Origin of the sequence: Paraprevotella xylaniphila YIT 11841 (assembly GCF_000205165.1) — a bacterium.
Classification (GTDB): Bacteria; Bacteroidota; Bacteroidia; order Bacteroidales; family Bacteroidaceae; genus Paraprevotella; species Paraprevotella xylaniphila.
Genome location: NZ_GL883812.1, coordinates 65012 through 82589, shown reverse-complemented (window position 1 = coordinate 82589; position 17578 = coordinate 65012). Strand labels below are relative to the sequence as shown.

General features: G+C 45.5%; 19 protein-coding genes. 9 read left to right on the top strand and 10 right to left on the bottom strand.

The annotated features are described in order from the left end of the window. Nucleotides 1–12 precede the first annotated feature (12 nt). The 3 genes from def to HMPREF9442_RS01520 all read right to left on the bottom strand — a co-directional run bounded on the left by def (nucleotide 13) and on the right by HMPREF9442_RS01520 (nucleotide 1667). A complete protein-coding gene (gene def / locus HMPREF9442_RS01530; protein WP_008624533.1) occupies nucleotides 13–570 on the bottom strand; it encodes a peptide deformylase in 558 nt (185 codons plus the stop codon). A 16-nt stretch (nucleotides 571–586) separates the two neighbouring features. Further along, nucleotides 587–1012: a Holliday junction resolvase RuvX gene (gene ruvX / locus HMPREF9442_RS01525; RefSeq protein ID WP_008624532.1), complete on the bottom strand. Its 426-nt coding sequence runs from the start codon at nucleotides 1010–1012 to the stop codon at nucleotides 587–589. A 154-nt stretch (nucleotides 1013–1166) separates the two neighbouring features. After that, on the bottom strand, nucleotides 1167–1667 hold the full coding sequence (locus tag HMPREF9442_RS01520; protein ID WP_040602462.1) for an SPOR domain-containing protein: 501 nt from the start codon (nucleotides 1665–1667) through the stop codon (nucleotides 1167–1169). A 259-nt stretch (nucleotides 1668–1926) separates the two neighbouring features. Between HMPREF9442_RS01520 and HMPREF9442_RS01515 the strand changes: the two genes are divergently transcribed. The 7 genes from HMPREF9442_RS01515 to HMPREF9442_RS01485 all read left to right on the top strand — a co-directional run bounded on the left by HMPREF9442_RS01515 (nucleotide 1927) and on the right by HMPREF9442_RS01485 (nucleotide 7428). Continuing rightward, nucleotides 1927–2136, top strand: a complete 210-nt coding sequence (locus HMPREF9442_RS01515; protein ID WP_008616782.1) for a YtxH domain-containing protein — start codon at nucleotides 1927–1929, stop codon at nucleotides 2134–2136. 10 nt (nucleotides 2137–2146) lie between these two features. Beyond that, nucleotides 2147–2515, top strand: a complete 369-nt coding sequence (locus HMPREF9442_RS01510) for a hypothetical protein (protein WP_008624530.1) — start codon at nucleotides 2147–2149, stop codon at nucleotides 2513–2515. Further along, nucleotides 2502–2771 (top strand): hypothetical protein, encoded by a 270-nt coding sequence (locus tag HMPREF9442_RS01505; protein WP_008624529.1) that lies wholly within the window; start codon nucleotides 2502–2504, stop codon nucleotides 2769–2771. The genes HMPREF9442_RS01510 and HMPREF9442_RS01505 overlap by 14 nt, the downstream gene beginning before the upstream one ends. A 507-nt stretch (nucleotides 2772–3278) precedes the next feature. Continuing rightward, on the top strand, nucleotides 3279–3749 hold the full coding sequence (locus HMPREF9442_RS01500) for a DUF4494 domain-containing protein (RefSeq protein WP_008624528.1): 471 nt from the start codon (nucleotides 3279–3281) through the stop codon (nucleotides 3747–3749). 26 nt (nucleotides 3750–3775) lie between these two features. Beyond that, the gene (locus HMPREF9442_RS01495) at nucleotides 3776–4447 is read left to right on the top strand and encodes a YggS family pyridoxal phosphate-dependent enzyme (RefSeq protein ID WP_008624526.1); all 672 of its coding nucleotides are present in this window, start codon (nucleotides 3776–3778) and stop codon (nucleotides 4445–4447) included. A 67-nt stretch (nucleotides 4448–4514) separates the two neighbouring features. Beyond that, nucleotides 4515–6179, top strand: a complete 1665-nt coding sequence (locus HMPREF9442_RS01490) for an AMP-binding protein (protein WP_008624525.1) — start codon at nucleotides 4515–4517, stop codon at nucleotides 6177–6179. 67 nt (nucleotides 6180–6246) lie between these two features. After that, complete coding sequence (locus tag HMPREF9442_RS01485) at nucleotides 6247–7428, top strand: iron-containing alcohol dehydrogenase (protein ID WP_008624523.1); 1182 nt, start codon at nucleotides 6247–6249, stop codon at nucleotides 7426–7428. Nucleotides 7429–7570: 142 nt separating this feature from the next. Here HMPREF9442_RS01485 and HMPREF9442_RS01480 read toward each other — a convergent pair whose 3' ends face one another. The 3 genes from HMPREF9442_RS01480 to lepA form a co-directional block, all read right to left on the bottom strand. After that, the gene (locus tag HMPREF9442_RS01480; protein ID WP_008624522.1) at nucleotides 7571–8800 is read right to left on the bottom strand and encodes an energy transducer TonB; all 1230 of its coding nucleotides are present in this window, start codon (nucleotides 8798–8800) and stop codon (nucleotides 7571–7573) included. A gap of 259 nt (nucleotides 8801–9059) precedes the next feature. Beyond that, a complete protein-coding gene (locus HMPREF9442_RS01475) occupies nucleotides 9060–9683 on the bottom strand; it encodes a Crp/Fnr family transcriptional regulator (protein WP_040602461.1) in 624 nt (207 codons plus the stop codon). A gap of 22 nt (nucleotides 9684–9705) precedes the next feature. Further along, on the bottom strand, nucleotides 9706–11487 hold the full coding sequence (lepA, locus tag HMPREF9442_RS01470) for a translation elongation factor 4 (protein WP_008624520.1): 1782 nt from the start codon (nucleotides 11485–11487) through the stop codon (nucleotides 9706–9708). A 276-nt stretch (nucleotides 11488–11763) separates the two neighbouring features. Here lepA and HMPREF9442_RS01465 point away from each other — a divergent pair, with 276 nt between their 5' ends. Further along, on the top strand, nucleotides 11764–13098 hold the full coding sequence (locus HMPREF9442_RS01465; protein WP_008624519.1) for an NADP-specific glutamate dehydrogenase: 1335 nt from the start codon (nucleotides 11764–11766) through the stop codon (nucleotides 13096–13098). A gap of 318 nt (nucleotides 13099–13416) precedes the next feature. On the opposite strand, the gene HMPREF9442_RS01460 is transcribed toward HMPREF9442_RS01465, so the two are convergent. The 4 genes from HMPREF9442_RS01460 to HMPREF9442_RS01450 are packed head-to-tail and all read right to left on the bottom strand — an operon-like array spanning nucleotide 13417 to nucleotide 16745. Next, complete coding sequence (locus HMPREF9442_RS01460; RefSeq protein WP_008624516.1) at nucleotides 13417–14313, bottom strand: outer membrane beta-barrel protein; 897 nt, start codon at nucleotides 14311–14313, stop codon at nucleotides 13417–13419. Between the two features lie 46 nt (nucleotides 14314–14359). Then, nucleotides 14360–15571 carry a TonB-dependent receptor gene (locus HMPREF9442_RS01455; RefSeq protein WP_008624514.1) on the bottom strand — a complete coding sequence of 404 codons (1212 nt, stop codon included), beginning with the start codon at nucleotides 15569–15571 and terminating at the stop codon, nucleotides 14360–14362. An 11-nt stretch (nucleotides 15572–15582) separates the two neighbouring features. Further along, the gene (locus HMPREF9442_RS16895; RefSeq protein ID WP_366275717.1) at nucleotides 15583–15894 is read right to left on the bottom strand and encodes an SPASM domain-containing protein; all 312 of its coding nucleotides are present in this window, start codon (nucleotides 15892–15894) and stop codon (nucleotides 15583–15585) included. Further along, nucleotides 15828–16745, bottom strand: coding sequence for a radical SAM protein (locus HMPREF9442_RS01450; protein WP_008624508.1), 918 nt, complete (start codon nucleotides 16743–16745; stop codon nucleotides 15828–15830). The genes HMPREF9442_RS16895 and HMPREF9442_RS01450 overlap by 67 nt, the downstream gene beginning before the upstream one ends. Before the next feature lie 236 nt (nucleotides 16746–16981). Here HMPREF9442_RS01450 and HMPREF9442_RS01445 point away from each other — a divergent pair, with 236 nt between their 5' ends. After that, nucleotides 16982–17557: a PAS domain-containing protein gene (locus HMPREF9442_RS01445; protein WP_147639872.1), complete on the top strand. Its 576-nt coding sequence runs from the start codon at nucleotides 16982–16984 to the stop codon at nucleotides 17555–17557. Nucleotides 17558–17578 lie beyond the last annotated feature (21 nt).

Sequence of the window (17578 nt, the reverse complement as noted above, 5' to 3'; positions counted from 1 at the left end):
TGCTCCTCTTCATTACTTTTTCGTCTTGACCTTATAAGCACAACGGAAATTTCCTTTCAGCAAATTTCCCAGTTTTCCTTTCACCATTTGTTTACGCAACATAGATAAATGGTCCACAAACATTTTCCCGTCAAGATGGTCGAACTCATGCTGCATGACACGGGCCAAATACCCTTCCACCCATTCGTCATGGGGTTGGAAAACCTCGTCTAAGTAACTCACACGAATGCGTGTGGGACGACGCACTGGTTCATGGATGCCCGGCAAACTCAAACAGCCCTCTTCCATCGAATCCGTTTCCGCATCATCATACTCCAAGATGTGAGGATTGATAAATGCATGAACGAACCCCTTATATTCGGGCAGGTCATCGGAAATCAAGTCCAAATTAATCACCACCAGGCGAATGGACAAGCCGATTTGGGGAGCTGCCAACCCAATTCCCTCAGACCGCTCCAAAGTTTCGTACATATTGTCTATCAAAGTTTTCAACTCCGGATAGTCCGGTGTAATATCTTCGGCCACCTTTCTCAGAACGGGTTGGCCAAAAGTATAAATTGGTAATACCATATTATTTTGTATATTATTATTTTTTCAGCATCATACGGGATTCCATCCAACCTTGCAGGATAATCGTCGCACTGATTTCATCCACCAAAGCTTTGTTTTGCCGGGCTTTCTTCCTTAAACCTCCTTGCAACATAGCCTGATGGGCCAACACGGAAGTATAACGTTCATCGAAAAATTCAACCGGAATCTCCGGCAGGCGTTCATGCAAACGCCGCACAAAAGAATTTATCCTGCCCATATTTTCAGAATCTTCCCCATTGGCTTGTTTTGGTTGACCTACCACAATCCGTTCCACATGTTCCTGCTGGACATAAGACACAATAAAATCCATGACAGACGAGGTAGAAACCGTTGTCAACCCGTTTGCAATCAACTGCAACGGATCCGTCACAGCAACTCCAGTACGTTTTTTCCCGTAATCAATAGCTAAAACCCTTCCCATATAAGTTGCAAAATTAATGAAAACAGACGAAAAAAACGCCGGTATAAAAACAAATAATTCTTAATAACCAAAACAGACTTCCCTATACGATGCACGGGAGCAAATGAAAACTCGCTCCCGTGTGTTGTATAAACTATATATTATTCTAAATCTATCATTTAGACAAAAGCAACCATGCGTCAGGATAAGTGCCGCGCAAAGTATTACGCGACTGCACGGCAGCAGCCTTTTCATCGTAAGTAGAAGCCACCACCCGATACATGTTCTTTGCTTCGTTGTAGGCTATCTGCGCATTATAACCCGCATTCGACAATGTCTTCTGCAAACCTTCGGCATTGGCTTTCAGACTGAAACTTCCGCAAACTACGCTATAAGCTTTCAAACCGTTTCCGGAAACCACCGTCACATTCTCACTCTGCACACGAACCGTATTTACATCTGCATTAGTGGCCGTGGAGGTTGTTGTCGAGGGAGTGACAGGTGTCACTTCCACTTGGGTGGTCGTCTGCGTCTGGGTCGGCTCCTGCTCTGTAGCAACAACCTGCTGCTGCTTTGCCTTTTCATACGCCTTTTTGTATGCGCTCTCGGAAGACTTGCAAGAGGTCATTGCAAAAGCCGCACTCAACCCAAGTCCCATCACAAAAAACTTTTTCATACTTCTTCTACTTATTTTTTTAGTTAAATGATTCTCTAAAACCATACTGTCGATGTCACTGGTATTTTCACGGCATATAACATCCACATCAAAAGACAAAGGTACACATTATTTATATATGGTAAAAGGACTGGCACAAAAAAAAGGTTAAATCAACAAGGCAAAAAAAATAATCAAAAAAAAGTGATAAACATGAGGATTATATCAAGAGAATTTATAACTTTGTGAATGTAATCAACTCAAATAAAATAGAAATAATATGAAAGCATTAAGTTTTTTAGCAGCATTCATTGGCGGCGCAGCCGTAGGTGCAGCAGTAGGAATTTTGTTTGCTCCGGAAAAAGGAACTGAAACTCGTGATAAAATAGCAGAAGCATTGCGTAAACGCGGCATCAAACTCAACCGCAAAGAGATGGATTCTCTCGTAGACGAAATTGCAGATGAAATCAAATCCGCCGAAGAAGTGTAAATGACATTTTATGTTTTCAAACAGTAAAAACATAGAAAGTATAGGCAAACTCTTACTGGAGTTTAAGAAATATCTTGAGTTCCAGAAAGAGTTTGTCAAATTGGATGCCACAGAGAAAATGACGGTCATTCTTTCGGCCATTCTGATTGTAACCGTCTTGTTATTATTAGGTTCTATCGTTTTGCTTTTTCTCACCTTCGCATTAGCCTATTACTTAGGAGATGTATTAGGAAGCCTTTCACTCGGATTCGGCCTCATTTCCGCTTTCATCCTGTTACTGACCGTCATATTCTATTTAAACCGAAACCGCATGGTCATTCAGCCCATGGCACGTTTCATGACCAAACTAATCCTTACTAAAGAAGATGGCAGCAAATAAGATTCCTTCCCACCATACCGAAGATGTTTTACAAGAAATCCGTACTCGTAAGGCTGAAGTAAAAAGCCAAATAAAAGAAAGTGCGGACTACATTAAAACAACTACCCATAAACTATTCACTCCTCCCCCGCAAGCCACATCCAAATTAGGCTCATTCATGAATATGGTAGACCAAGGGTTAGCCGTATATGACGGCGTGATGATGGGAATGAGAGTAGCACGTAACATACGCCGGATTTTTGGAAAACGGAGATAACCGTTTGCCCAAAAAGCCGTTTCATAAAATAGCCGGTAAAAAACACTATTGCCAGTACAGGTATGACCCACCTCCTACACTGGGATTTTGTAAAAAGCCCCTTCATCTTTCAGTTCGAGCACTAAAGCATTCATTATGTTAAGATTACAGGCTGAAAGATACTTCAGCCATCTTTCAGCCATGCTTCATTTCAATCTGCTGAGAACGAAAAATCGTTCGACTGAGATTGAAAAACCGTTTGGCGCAGATCAAAAATTCATTCGGCTGAGAACTTTTTGCAGCTTTCCGCCATGAAAGGAAGCTGAAAGATACCATTCTTGTCTTTCATTCCATAATATACTGTATGACAAAAACTTACCATACAACCTGAAAGATGAAGCCATTTTTCTGAAAACGATTGGGAGGACCGTGAGAGGAATAAAATTTTTCCGGAAGGAACTGCATGGAATTAAGAATTATCGTGTAACTTTGCGTTGTTTTTAAACTCTACAAACAAAGATTACAATTATGATGAACGAATGGTTTGAATGCAAGGTAAGATACGAAAAAACATTAGAAAATGGCTTGGTCAAGAAAGTCACGGAGCCCTATCTGGTAGATGCCCTGAGCTTCACTGAAGCCGAAAGACGTTTTATAGAAGAAATAGAACCGTTCATGTCCGGCGAATTTCAAGTGACAGACATCAAACGGGCCAAATATGCCGAATTGTTCGAAACGGACGAAGATGCAGCCGACCGTTGGTTCAAAGCCAAAGTGGCTTTCATCACCCTTGATGAAAAAAGCGGGGCGGAAAAGAAAAGCAACCAAAACATGCTGATACAAGCTTCGGATCTGCGCGATGCCGTAAAACGCCTTGACAAAGGAATGGAAAGCACCATGGCCGACTACGAAATCGCCTCTATTGCAGAAACGCCTATTATGGACGTGTTCCATTACAAAACCGAAGTGGACGAGAAACCGGAATTCCCCGAAGCATAATCCCGTTTCATTGAAACTATAACGCCATGTCACAGATTCAGGACGAAATAAAACGTATCACGGCCTCGCTTCCCTTCGGTGTCCAGTTAGTGGCCGTGTCCAAATACCATCCCGAAAGCTGCATTGAGGAGGCATACGCTGCCGGGCAACGCGTCTTCGGCGAAAGCCATGTACAAGAGCTTCGCCGTAAATACGATAACCTCCCCAAAGACATCGAGTGGCACTTTATCGGACACTTGCAAACCAATAAAGTGAAGTATATCGCTCCATACGTAGCCATGATACATGCGGTAGATTCCATGAAACTACTTCTTGAGGTAGATAAACAAGGAGAAAAGTCCGGACGGGTGATACCCTGTTTACTTCAACTTCACGTGGCCAAGGAAGAAACCAAATTCGGTTTCACACCGGACGAATGCCGCACGTTGATAGCGGATGAAGAATGGAAAAAGCTGGCACATGTCCAAATTTGCGGCTTGATGTGCATGGCTTCCAATACGGACGATATGGAACAAGTACGATCTGAATTCCATCTGGCATACGAACTGTTCAAGGAACTGAAAACCGGAGCTTTTGCAAATGCTCCCTATTTCAAAGAATGTTCATGGGGCATGAGCCATGATTATCCCATTGCAATAGAGGAAGGTAGTACGCTTATCCGCGTGGGAAGTAAAATATTTGGTGAAAGAGTGTATTAAAAGCATATTATTCTTGCTTTAATCGTTTTTTCTCCTTAGTTTTGCACAAAATAAAAAGAATTGTGCAATGGAAAAACTTAGTTTTAACGAACAAATAGAACAAAGCATCAAGGACAACTGGGATCTTGATGCTTTGTCTGATTATAAAGGAGAAACCTTTCAATATAAAGATATAGCCCGAATCATAGAGAAACTTCACATTATCTTTGAATACAGCAACGTAAAACCGGGAGACAAGATAGCCCTTTGCGGACGGAACAGTGCCCATTGGGGAGCCGTATTTTTTGCGACGCTGACATACGGGGCTGTGGCCGTGCCTATCTTGCACGAATTCAAAGCCGACCAGGTTCATAACATTGTGAACCACAGTGAAGCCAAACTACTTTTCGTAGGTGATCTGGTATGGAAGAATCTCGACGCCAATGAAATGCCGAATCTGGAAGGGATCATCAACATTGCAGATTATTCACTCCTTGTAGGTCGCACGCAAAAAGTCGCGTATGCACGGGAACATCTGAACCAGTTGTTCGGCGAACGCTACCCCATGAACTTCCGCAAACACCATATATCATATTATAAAGGAGCACCGGAAGAACTGGCTGTCATCAACTATACTTCAGGCACGACAAGCCGTTCGAAAGGTGTAATGATTCCCTATCGTGCCCTTTGGTCCAATCTGGAATTTGCCAAGGAAGTATTAAGTCCGCACATGAAAACCGGGGATAACGTGATTTCCATGTTGCCCATGGCTCACATGTACGGGATGGCTTTTGAATTTATCTTTGAGTTTTGCACGGGATGCCACATTTACTTCCTGACCAAGAACCCGTCCCCCAATGTTCTTTTTGCGGCATTTGCCGAGTTGAAGCCGCGTATCATTATCGCCGTCCCCTTAATCATAGAAAAGATTATCCGCAAGGCGGTTCTTCCTAAAATTCAGGGTACAACCGTAAAGATGCTATTGAAAGTCCCATTAGTCCGTCAAAAGATCAAAGACAAAATCTGCGAACAGCTCAAAGCGGCGTTTGGAGGAAATTTCTATGAAATCATCATAGGCGGGGCAGCTTTCAATCATGAAATAGAAATGCTGCTTCACGACATTGGTTTCAATTACACTGTGGGCTACGGCACCACGGAGTGCGCCCCGATTATCTCATACGCAGACTGGAATATTTTCGCACCCGGTTCTTGCGGCAAGGCGGCTCCACGTATGGAAATCAAGATTGACAGCAATGACCCGCAACACACCGTAGGAGAAATCCTCACCCGAGGCGCCAATGTCATGTTGGGATACTATAAAAACGAAGAAGCAACCCAGGAAGCATTTCGAGACGGTTGGTATCGTACAGGCGACCTCGGTATCATGGACGAAAATGGCAACCTTTTCATCAAAGGCAGAAGCAAAAACATGCTTTTAGGTGCGAGTGGACAAAATATCTATCCTGAAGAAATTGAAGATTTGCTGAACAACCTGACTTTGGTCAACGAAAGCATCGTCATCCAAAAAGGAGAAAAACTTTATGGGTTGGTGTATCCGGACTTTGAAGAAGCGCACAATTTAGGTTTACAAGACTCGGATTTGGCCAACGTCATGGAACAAAACCGGACAGAACTGAATAGTATGCTGCCCGGATATGCCCAACTTTCCGGTATCAAAATCTTCCAAGAGGAATTCGAGAAAACCCCTAAGAAAAGCATCAAACGCTATTTGTACACGGATTGCCAGGTATAGTCAAGGCATCCCTGATAAAAACGAAAATTACAAATCTGCCCAAGAAAAAACATAAAAGCAAAAGACAATGAAAGATTTCAATTACTACGCCCCTACGCAGGTCGCTTTCGGAAGAAAAGCGGAACAGGCGGCAGGCCGATTGGTAAAACAATACGGCGGAACAAAAGTATTGGTACATTACGGAGGCAAAAGCGCAGAACGTTCCGGACTGTTAGACGCAGTATGCCATGCACTTGAAGCCGAACATCTCCCTTATGTGAAGTTGGGAGGAGTCGTGCCCAACCCACGTCTCTCAAAAGTACACGAGGGCATCAATTTATGCCGTGCCGAGGGTGTAGATTTCATCTTGGCTATCGGCGGCGGCAGCGTAATCGATTCCGCCAAAGCCATCTCCATGGGAGTAACCTACGAAGGAGACGTTTGGGATTTTTTCACCCATAAAGCCGAGGCGGATACCTGCCTCCCCTTGGGAGCCGTGCTCACCCTCCCGGCAGCAGGTAGCGAAATGAGCGACGCCACAGTCATTACCAACGAAGACGGCGACCTGAAAAAAGACTACGGCAGCGATAAGCTCCGTTGCAAGTTTGCCGTAATGAACCCAGAGCGCACCTTTACATTGCCTCCCTATCAAACGGCAGCCGGCGTAGTAGATATCATCATGCACACGTTGGAACGCTACTTCTCCCACGATGATGACATGACCGTAACCGACTCCATTGCCGAAAGCCTCATCCGCACCGTACAAGATAGCGCGTTCAAAGTACTGCAACAACCGGACAACTACCTGCATCGCGCCCAAATCATGTGGGCAAGCAGCCTTTCTCACAACGGTTTGACCGGTTGCGGTACCACTTCTGACTGGGCCACGCACTTTCTGGAACACGAACTCAGCGGCATGTTCGACGTAACCCACGGCGCAGGCCTGGCTGCCGTATGGGGCAGTTGGGCGCGTTACGTCTACCTTGAAAATCCCACCCGTTTCGCACAATTCGCCGTCAATGCCATGGGAATACAAAACAACTTCAAGTCAGCAGAAGAAACAGCCTTGGCCGGCATCGAAGCATTGGAACGCTTCTTCCGGGCCATCGGCATGCCTACTAGCATACACGAACTCATCGGACGCGAAATCACAGACGAGGAAATTCACGAGATGTCCCGTAAATGCAGTTATGATGGTACCCATACCATCGGCGGCTTCAAAGTATTGAACCGCGAGGACATGGAGCACATCTACCGTGCGGCACGCTAAACCTACGGGTATCTATACAGGGAAACCCTCATGGAAACAAGACACAAAAAAGGGAAAGAGCGACACGCCTTTCCCTTTTTCTTAGGTTGCAACCCCGCTGCAAACCAGGACTTTCAGATTCCTGTACCGACTCCTCCAACCCTCATTTCTTCTTTCCTTTTAATGCAAACATGATGGGAGCGGTAACTTTCATGGATACCGGCTTGCCGTCCAACCGTGCAGGTTTCCACTTCGTCATGGCCATGATGACCCGCACAGCTTCCGCACTCAGGCGCACATCTGGACTTTTCACCACTTTCGGGCGCGTCACGTTGCCATCCTTGTCCACCACGAAAGAAACCATCACCCTGCCTTCGACTTTTTCCTTGACACAAGCCGCAGGATAGTGGATATTAGATGACATATATTCCATCAGGGCGTTTATTCCCCCGGGATATTGCGGAGGGACATCGGCTTTCTCATACACCTTGTCTGCAGCATACATATCTGCCACAGACAAACCTTCCACACGCAGGAACATCGGCTTCAGCACGCGAAGCACCTGCTGTTCCAAATCGTCGTTTTCCACACGCTTCCACACCTCGGTAGCCACACCCCGTCCGTTGAACCACGACATCTCAAACATGTCATCCGATAACCATTTCACCTTGTTACGCCCACCGCGCTCCTTGATGACGCTGTCACCCTCCGACGTGAAAGTTCCGGCATGCCCCTTGAAGTGCACACGGTCTTCTCCGGTCCGATCCGGTGTAAAGCCCAAGAAGTAGCCGTCACCATACCATTTGTAGCTCTTCAACTTGGGTGGTATCAGTTCGCCCGTCAACGGTTGCCGCAAGCCTTGCACTTCCCACATGCCTGCGTAACGTCCGTCCGCCTCGTGGGCATCGCGCATCCCCTGATGTATAGCGGCCAATCCTGAAGGCATGGGATACCGTTCCCAACCCTCTTCATAATCCGTCTCCCCCGCCGTGGAACGACCCGTCCATGAAAGTTCGAACATGTCTTCTGCCCGTGTCTTGATTTTCAAATTCTCACCACCTTCACGAATGACTTTCTTCGACATGTACTCAAAAGGGAAGTATCGCCCTTCGAAATCCACGTCCACATCGTTGGTACCTACATACCACACGGAAAGCGACACCATGTGCTTGTCCCCGTAATACTTGTAATGCACGAACGGTTGGGAGCCCTTATGGGAATCTCCTTTCTTCCGAATCCAAGTCTTCTTCCAAAAACCTTCTAACGGGCTTGACATCTCGTGCCCGTATTCCGCACGCTCCACCCCAGTTCCATCTTTCACGGCCCGGCATGAACCCAACACCACGACACCACTAAGGGCCACCATCTTCATTAGGTTAATTACTCTCTTCATAAGAATTGATTTAAAAATTCAACATAGGTAGGCATTACACAACTCCACAGGCTGGATGTCCGGGCAGCAGTTTCATGATACCGTTAATTTAAGATCCACTACACAAAGGTAATAATAAAAAAAGAACAACGCGCCAAATCCGTAAAAAAATCACACCACTTCTGAAAAGGGGAAAAAACAAAGGATATGCTCCTTCTTTCCAAAAGAAACATATCCTCCGTAATCCCGTCATGGGCGTATCACTCCCCGGCACCTCAGCCTAAGTCTCAGTCTTGGACACGCTGCCTTTTTCAGACTTCATTTCTTCCAAATGAGCCGCACGCACACGGCTTAATGTTTCAGGCGACATTTGCAAGTAAGAAGCCACATGGAGCATCGGCGCACGTAGCAATATCTCGGGTTTTGTATTCAAGAGACGAAGGTAACGCTCCGTAGCGTTCTCAAAACGTTGGCTGTCAGCGTAGACCTGAGAACTGATTAGAGCATGTTCCATAATCTTACGGAACAACAACTCAATCTCTTTATTTTCGTCTGCCAATTCCTGCAAGTCATCATACGGAATGCCGTAAAGCCTGCTGTTTTCCAACGCCTCGACAATCAGCCGTGAAGGTTCCTGTTTCAAGAAACTTTCAATGCAAATCACGATTCGCCCTTCATAAGAAAAGTGTTCCGTCACGTCGCGTCCACCTTTATAATAATACTGCCTCACCATTCCGCGTTCCACGAAATACATGTGACGGCACGTTTCCCCTTCGGGCAATACCACATCGCCTTTCGAATATTTGAAAGGTACAAGTATCTCGGACAATGCCTCGATACCCGATGGAGACAAGCGGCAATATATCCGGGCTATTTCACGAGCCACGTCGCGTCTTAAATCCATAGTCATAAGGTTTTTTATTAGGTTAATCCAACTTCAGGACAGCCAAGAAAGCTTTTTGCGGCACTTCCACATTACCGATCTGTTTCATCCGTTTCTTTCCTTTCTTCTGTTTCTCAAGCAATTTTCTTTTCCGGCTGACATCTCCTCCGTAACATTTCGCCGTCACGTCCTTACGCAACTGCTTCACTGTCTCACGGGCGATAATCTTGGCACCGATGGCGGCCTGTATGGCAATATCGAACTGTTGGCGGGGCAACAACTCCTTCAGTTTCTCACACATCCTCCGCCCGAAGTCCACCGCATTGTCAATATGCGTCAAAGTGGATAACGCATCCACCGGTTCCCCGTTCAACAAGATATCCAACTTCACCAGTTTAGACGGACGGAAACCGTCCTGATGGTAGTCGAAAGAGGCATAGCCCTTTGATATGCTTTTGAGTTTGTCATAAAAATCAATCACAATCTCACCCAAAGGCAAGCTATAATGGAGTTCCACACGGTTTCCGCTGATATACTCCTGTTTCAACAACTCCCCCCTTTTCCCCAGACACAAGGTCATGATGGGGCCGATGAAGTTGGTTGTCGTAATGATGGAAGCCTTGATATATGGCTCCTCTATATGGTCGATCAGCGTCACTTCGGGCATACCGGCCGGGTTATGTACTTCTTTCACTCCACCCTGCTTGTCATATACGAGATAAGACACGTTGGGTACGGTCGTAATCACATCCATATTGAACTCGCGGTCCAGACGTTCTTGTACGATTTCCATGTGGAGCAAGCCCAGGAAACCGCAACGGAAACCGAAGCCTAACGCCACGGACGATTCCGGTTGGAAGGTCAACGATGCATCGTTCAACTGCAATTTTTCCAAAGAGGCCCGAAGATTTTCAAAGTCCTCAGTTTCTATGGGATAAAGTCCGGCAAAAACCATAGGCTTAACTTCCTCGAAACCGGAAATGGCTTTATCACACGGACGCTCCACGTGAGTAATCGTATCGCCGACTTTTACTTCCGTTGCCGTTTTAATACCGGAAACAATATACCCCACATCCCCGCAATGCAGTTCCTTACGGGGGGACATTTCCATCTTCAATACCCCGATTTCATCCGCCGTGTATTCCTTGCCTGTATTGATAAAAGCCACTTCATCGCCCGACTTGATACTGCCGTTCACTATTTTGAAATAAGCGATAATCCCACGGAACGAGTTGAACACGGAATCGAATATCAATGCCTGCAAAGGAGCATCCTCATCCCCTTCCGGATGGGGGATACGTTCCACCACGGCCTGTAAAATTTCATCCACTCCCATTCCCGTACGTCCCGACGCACGGATAATCTCCTCACGTTTACATCCCAACAGGTCTATGATTTCATCCTCCACTTCCTCCGGCATGGCGTTCACCATGTCACATTTGTTAATGACCGGGATGATTTCCAAGTCATGCTCTATGGCCATATACAAATTGGAGATGGTCTGGGCCTGCACGCCTTGCGTGGCATCCACAATCAACAACGCCCCCTCGCAAGCCGCGATGGAACGCGAAACCTCGTATGAGAAATCCACATGCCCCGGCGTATCAATCAGATTCAACGTGTACTTCTCTCCTTTATATATATATTCCATCTGGATGGCATGGCTTTTAATGGTAATACCACGCTCCCGCTCCAGATCCATATCGTCGAGCATTTGCCCTTCGGTAACCTTTATCGTATTCGTATATTCAAGCAAACGGTCTGCCAAAGTAGACTTACCGTGATCTATATGCGCAATAATACAGAAATTCCTGATGTTCTTCATCTTCAATTCAAAAAATGCTATGCAAAGATAGTGCAAACCGGAAGAAATACAAAATCCCAAACCTTATTTTTATATAAAGCGCTACAAATACGAAGAAATGTTTGTCTTTTGCTAAAAACAATAGCAAAAAGATTTTTTTTCTCGTTTTTATTGGCAGTTTGCTATTAAATGATTAACTTTGGCGACTGAAAACCAAGAGAGAGATTTTTCTTAAGGAGAAATAAGGTAGAAAAGATAAAGTCAACGAATAATATTAATTTAAAAAGGATTTATCACATGGATGCAAAAAAAGTTCTGGAAGACTTGAAACGTCGTTTCCCTAACGAACCTGAGTATCATCAGGCTGTAGAAGAAGTTCTCAGTACGATCGAAGAAGAGTACAACAAACACCCTGAGTTCGAAAAAGCCAATCTGATTGAACGTCTCTGTATTCCTGATCGCGTTTATCAATTCCGCGTCACTTGGATGGACGACAAAGGCCAGATTCAAACCAACATGGGTTACCGTGTACAGCATAACAACGTAATCGGCCCCTATAAAGGCGGTATCCGTTTCCACAGTTCCGTAAACCTCAGCATTTTGAAATTCTTGGCTTTCGAGCAGACTTTCAAAAACTCCCTGACGACTCTTCCCATGGGTGGAGCAAAAGGCGGTTCCGATTTCTCCCCGCGCGGTAAGAGCAACGCCGAGGTGATGCGTTTCTGCCAGGCTTTCATGCTCGAGCTCAATCGCCATATCGGTCCCGATACCGATGTGCCGGCCGGTGACATCGGAGTAGGCGGACGCGAAGTCGGTTACATGTTCGGTATGTATAAGAAACTGACCCATGAATTCAGCGGCGTATTCACCGGCAAGGGACTTGAGTTCGGCGGTTCGCTCATCCGTCCTGAAGCCACGGGTTACGGTAACGTGTACTTCCTCATGGAAATGCTGAAGACCAAAGGCACCGACCTTAAAGGCAAGACTGTCCTCATCTCTGGTTCCGGCAACGTGGCCCAGTACACGGCCGAAAAGGTACTTCAACTCGGTGGAAAGGTACTCACGATGTCCGACTCAGACGGTTACATCTACGATCCGGACGGAATCGACCGCGAAAAGCTCGACTACATCATGGAGCTTAAGAACCTGTATCGCGGACGTATCCGTGAATATGCAGAGAAATACGGTTGCAAATACGTGGCAGGCGCACGTCCTTGGGGCGAAAAGGCAGACATCGCACTGCCGTCGGCCACTCAGAACGAAATCAACGGCGACCAGGCTCGCCAGTTGGTAGCCAACGGCGTAATGGCCGTAAGCGAAGGTGCCAACATGCCTTCTACTCCGGAAGCCATCCGCGTATTCCAGGAAGCCAAGATTCTGTATGCACCGGGCAAGGCAGCCAACGCCGGTGGTGTATCGGTTTCAGGTCTTGAAATGAGCCAGAACTCAGAACGTCTGTCTTGGACATCGGAAGAGGTAGATGCCCGTCTGCACGCCATCATGGAGAACATTCACCAGAATTGCGTGAAGTACGGAACGGAAGCCGATGGTTACGTCAACTACGTGAAAGGTGCCAACGTCGCCGGTTTCATGAAAGTAGCCAAGGCCATGATGGCTCAAGGCATCGTATAAGGTTAATTGCAATACAGAAGCATCAAGAGCCGGGATTTACGTATTCCCGGCTCTTTTTCTCTTTTGGGATTCATCCCTTGCACAGTTTGGCTATGCCCTTGCTTAGTCCAGAGTCAAAGGAACAGCCGGTGAAAGTCCGAGTAAGCCAAGCTCCCGTCCTTGTGCAAACCCGTTTTTCCGGTCACACCAAGTATTTGTCTGTCCATTCTTGTAGTTTCGCGCATTCCGGTTATCCATATTTACACGCGAAGAAAGCACCAGACGAAGAGATTTCATGGAAGAACGCCTCATCCAAAATACTAAATATATCAAGCGCGCTTATTTCTCTTCTTGCATGCTACGGTTGTACTGCCGGACGCTCTTTCCTCCATGAAAACGATAAGAGAATGTGAACATCAGGCTGTGGCGTATCGTTTCATTTATATCATAAAAATCATAAGAACTGACGACCTCGGATTCAGTTTTACTTTTACTATTGCCATCAAGGAAAAGGCGAGGAGTCACGTATTGCACTGATAGGTTCACACGTTGATGGAAAAAGTCTTTACCCAAAATGAATGCCAAACAACCCATTTTTTGCGTGTTTTTCCCTTGCGCTCTAACTTGATATCCATTGAAAACCTGATAGGTTGCCTGTATAGACAGGAAATGCTTGTCATTGTAATAATTTGAGGTAAGAAAGCCTGTAAAGCCTTGGTTCGTATTCTTGTTTCTCTTGAATTTCGCTTCCATGTTTTGGTATTTCAAGATACCGCTTATTCTAAAATCCTTGATTTTTTGATTAAAGTAAATCGTTGCCCAAAACTCCTTATACAGCGTATTCTCCGGTGTGTATGTAATGTAAACACCGTTTCCACCTGACGGCAATGTACCTTCCCCACGTCCGATGATGTTAGAAAACTGGTTGGGTGAATAGTTATAACCCGTCTGTATATTGAAAAGGTTAAAGAAGTCCACCCACAACCGTCCCGAATGGTACACTTGTGTGCGCAATGCTGGGTTTCCGCCACTCCATGTCAATGAATCGGTAAAATAGCCGTATTCCGTCACTTGGTCGAGTTGAGGATAAGATGTGTTGCACCAATAATTAAGGCGCATCCATATCTTTTTGTTCCAACGGTGGTAGAACATCCCACTGAACTTATAAACCATGTTCTTGTCTTCGTAGCTTGCCGTATGGGTCTTTACATGTTCGGCCGAAGCACTGAAATTCAAATCCGTGCCGTCCTTGATGCGGTAAGACAGCCATGTCCAAATTTCATTACGGTGGTAGGCATTTTTCGCTCAGCAGGTTTCTCGTAAGACGGTCTTCCTGTTCATAATCTTTCCATGTAAAATTATATCCCGCGCTAAAATAAAAACGATTGTTGAAAAAACGACGGTTCACTTCGCTTTTAGTCCAAACGTAGTCCATGTGGTTACGGAAATAGTTATCGGATGCGTAACCGGTATTCTGCCGGTAATTCTTGTCGCTGGTCCACCCATCATTGATGTAATTAAAATCATAAGTATAGTTCCATACTCCGCTCCGGCCACGATAATACAGGCCCAACGTATGACGGTCGCTATTGATACGAGAAACCCCACTTTTCCCTATGGTTTCTTTCTTTCCACTGTCAAGCCACAAACGCTCCGCTTCAGCATACGTGTAATCATCCTTGGCATCGGCAGAATAGTAATATGAGGCCGACACGGAATGGTTCTTGTTTATTTGATGGTCTATTGCCCAATAAGTGTTATGTATACGAAAAAAATTGGTAAACGACATCGGTGAAGTTGTACTTTCCTGCAAGCGGTTCACATGGTTCGTATATGTACTTTCCGCATTATCTTTTTCCGATTGTAGAAACCGGAAATTGTACCTTCCGATGAAATTCCATTTGTTTTTGGTATAAGTGAATGAAGCGGAAGAATAGTCTCCCGAGAATTTTTTGTCATTCCCATTGTCTTCATTGGGCCGGACAGACATTTGTTGGAACACGTTTCCCTCATACCCTGTATAATCCGGTTTGGTATGCAAGTTAATCAACACATCGTAATTTGCATATTTCCCTGTGGGATTGGGCACCACGTCCACCTTGCTGAAGCGAAGGTGATGCAATTCCTTGACGTAGTCTGCCGATTTCTCCAAACTGTCCACTAAAATTAGAATATTGGAGGAACCGTAATAAGTGAGTGCATTGTTGGCGTAGTTGCAATCGATTCCGGGAATGTTTCCCAACATTTGTGCCGTATTGCGTGCGCCCTTCCGCATGGAACGGGTGATATGCACCACGTCCCGGTCGGCATAGTGGGTGATATTGCTGGCTTCTACCGTAACGGTGGGCAGTTTCTTGGATACAGCCGAACTGTCCGCCTTCAAGCCTTGCATTATACTATCTATGGCCGTAAAAGGGGAGACCGCCTCCACTCCTTGCGGAAACAGACAAAAAACAAGAAATGACACAACCAAGCTTACCTTCACGTTTTTCATGGCCGAAAGGTTCAAATATTATAAAAATCGGAGTTCTTCTCACAATAGTCCACAATCACCTTTTCCATAGCCTCTTCCTTATCTTTATGTTGGCATACGATGTGCTTGTGTTGGACATACATTTCTTCTCTCCGTCTCGGGCACGGCCCCATGCAAAACGGCAAATATTTGCATTCCACACATTCACTACCTGATGAAAGTTGGTGGTACTGGATAAACCGGTACTCCGTTTTCCATAAAATATCACCAGACTCCGTCAGCACGCCTTTGGCATCTTCGGGTTTCTCATTGTCGCACTTTCCGACATTTCCATTCGGGAATATGCAATTGAAATGTGCATGGTCGACATAACAAAAATTTGTTTTCTGTATTCGTGCGGAATCATCAGGTTGACATCATGCATGATTTTGCCCGGCTCCAACGTTTGGTCGGAATAATTGATGCGCAGTATGCAGTAAGCATCCGGAATTGTCCGGACTATCTCCAATACATTATTGACCGCCTTGTCGAAAGCCGCATTATCCTTGTCGCGTTTCACTTGGTTGTGCTTCTCGCGGCAACCGTCAATCGTGATTTGGAAACTGCGCACGCCAAGACCACCCAACTCTTTTATCCGTTCCGAAGTGAGCAACAGGCTGTTGGTCGTCATGTCGCTAAAAAATCCTATATGATGGCATTCGCAAAAATCTTTAGAAAACCGCGTGATTTCGATGAGTTTTCGGTAAGCCAAGAGGGGTTCTCCCCCAAACCAAGACAGGCGAAATTCTTTTATCTCATTTTCCAAAAGGTATTTTTCAATGTGCTTCTTGATACGGGCGACAGTTTCGTCTGACAACGTCATATTTTGGTGTTCCTGGATGCAATACCAACAACGCAGATTGCAATCGTAAGTAGGAAGTACCATAAGCGTATATTGACCGGAGTTACGCTTCCTGTCAAACTCCTCCCGTATGATGTCCATTTCCTGCACATCGTCTTCCACGACGAAGCCCTCGGCCGACATCCTTTCCAAAAAAGGAGCGTACTTTTCCCGGTAGTCATCCGGACGGGAGATGATGTCCATCAGTTTGGCATGGTTCTTTTCCGAAGCGAGGAAAAACCGCTTGGTGATGCCATTGAAAAAGATATGCCCATCTTTATAAGGGATGAAATAATTATAATCACTTGACTTCATATTTCTTCTTTTTTACGGTACAAATATAAATTGTTTGCGTGAACACCACCAAACAAACAAGCTTATCTTTGTGCACAGACACACTAAATGCACACAAAAGTGTGCAACGAATTACGAAATTCATCAAAAACGGGAAACATTCCTTATTTTTTTTAACCAAACAAAGTAAATTTGTACCTCAAAATGAGACGGGGAGGTTAAAGACCTAATTTCACATATTAATGACGCAAAAAATCATGGACAAACACCTTTTTGAGTTTTTCAAAACCATCAGCGAGCCACACAGACCATACGAACGTGACAACCTGCAAACAAGCTTAATCGAAAGAACCGCCGATGCCTTTGCAAGGAATACGCACTTGTGCATGTACATCTCGAATGCACAAACTCAGAAGTTCTTCTATGCATCAGGGAAATTCGAGCGTTTGTCAGGCCTGACGGCAGAAAAAGTCAAGGAAATGGGGTTCCGGTTTTATTTGGACTTCGTACCCGAAGAGGAACACCGCATACTTTATACGGCATTCAAAGAAGGACTGCATTTTTTTTGCAACCAACTTTCGTCAGAACGCACGGAATACAACATCTCATGCGACATACATCTCCTGAACGGCAGGAAAAAGCTGTTAGTCCACCAAACCGCAACCCCCATCCTTATAGGACGGGATGGCATGCCGTTGTTTTCCCTATGCATCATGAAACATTCCGTAATGCATGAAATAGGAAACATTACCGTAAAGAGAAAAGGCCACCGTGCGTTTTATAAATATGACATGGACAAGGCGAATGGATCAAGGATGGGGGGATTATATTGAACGAAACGGAACGCGGAATCC